A 1,516-nucleotide genomic window follows, 5' to 3' on the forward strand; every position below is an offset into this window, starting at 1 on the left:
CTTTCATCAAAATAATCTTCAAATACAAGGAATGTTATGAATATTAGTCGAGCTCTTTTGTTTGTTACTTTAACTGTAACCACGTTTGCCTCTTCAGCAAATACGAATCAATTGCTCGGAGTATGGAAGTGTAGCACTTCACTACCCGTATCATGGCTTGATGCTGTTAGTATCTATTCGCCCGATGGAAAGTTTAAAGGTGTTGCACACTCAATAACTGAGGCTGACTCTCATCGCAATACCGTTGAATTTGACTTATTCATCGATGGCTCATGGTCCTTAAGTAGTGACGTACTAACAACAAGTATTACGAGCGTAGAAGTTATCCCAAAAAATTCTAAAGCAGAGAAAGAGCTTAACGTAATAAAAGAAGCTGTTAATCAGCCCTCATTATTGCACTCCGAACAAGAAGTATTGCAACTAAATAATGATACCTTAGTAACCCGAAACAAAGATGGGGTAGTAGACAACTGTAATCGAGCTATCTCAGCATTAAAGCTCAAAGAACAAAGCTAACAAATTGTTCAACTGGATTCCAAAACGCTTGGCAATTTTGGTTCGGTTGGCTTCAGTGTTTTAAGCGGTCATATTAGGTTTGGTGGCATTGTTTTGTCACTAGTTAACAAGGCGTTAGCTGCCATCCATGTTCAAAGGAGGAACAAATGGATTATCCACTTCAAGGAGCATGTCAGTGCGGACAAGTTACCTATGAATTACATGAAAAACCATTAATGGTCTTTGCGTGTCACTGTACAGAGTGTCAAAAGCTATCTACCAGTCCATTTAGCATCACTGCGGTTGTTGATGTGGCTAAGATAGAGTTTTTGGGTCAACTGAGAAGTTGGGAGCGCTTAGCTGATAGTGGTAATCGGAACTGTGCGATGTTTTGCCCAAATTGTGGAAACAGAATTTACCATTTCAACCCGGATGCACCGGAGACAGTTAAGCTAAAGTTAAAACCAATTGATCTATCGTCAGCTGATATTTTCCAACCTCAGGCGCATGTTTGGGTCAGTGAAAAACTAGATTGGTATCAGATACCAAACAATGTAAAGGTCTTTCCCAAGCAGCCGAGCTAGCAGCTAACAAACTGCTCAAGTGGACGCCATAAGCTTGGCGGTTTTGGTTTGAAGTTTAGTGCGCTTGGTAAGTTAATCGTTAGCGCCACTTAGCAGAGCGTTAGGGCTCGACAGTAATATGCATGCGACTACACTTATCGAGTATAAGTATATAAGTATAAGTATAAGTATAAGTATATAAGTATAAGTAGAAGTAGAAGTAGAAGTAGAGTAAGCGCACCATAAACCCCGCATTCTAATCATCCAGCACGAAGAATAAGATCAACTCTCCAACCCAAAGGAGAGTTGAAATGGCAAAACGACGCACCGACCTAGAATGGCAAGCACTGTTTGAACAGTATGAAAGCAGCAATATTACCCAGCGCGCTTTTTGCGAAGAACATGGACTGAGTTTATCCACGTTCTTCGCCAAGCGGCGTCAACTCCAAACAGTAAAT

At 40.8% G+C, this 1,516-nt stretch carries 3 protein-coding genes; all 3 read left to right on the top strand.

From position 1 onward, the window contains the following. Window positions 1-36 precede the first annotated feature (36 nt). The gene (locus M9196_RS23165) at window positions 37-516 is read left to right on the top strand and encodes a hypothetical protein (RefSeq protein ID WP_250619866.1); all 480 of its coding nucleotides are present in this window, start codon (window positions 37-39) and stop codon (window positions 514-516) included. Between the two features lie 146 nt (window positions 517-662). Further along, window positions 663-1,079 (top strand): GFA family protein, encoded by a 417-nt coding sequence (locus M9196_RS23170; RefSeq protein WP_250619867.1) that lies wholly within the window; start codon window positions 663-665, stop codon window positions 1,077-1,079. 290 nt (window positions 1,080-1,369) lie between these two features. Next, window positions 1,370-1,516, top strand: a 147-nt coding sequence (tnpA, locus tag M9196_RS23175) for an IS66 family insertion sequence element accessory protein TnpA (RefSeq protein WP_406707709.1), incomplete at its 3' end; no start/stop codon positions are given.

Source organism: Vibrio methylphosphonaticus, from assembly GCF_023634655.1.
Lineage (GTDB): Bacteria > Pseudomonadota > Gammaproteobacteria > Enterobacterales > Vibrionaceae > Vibrio > Vibrio methylphosphonaticus.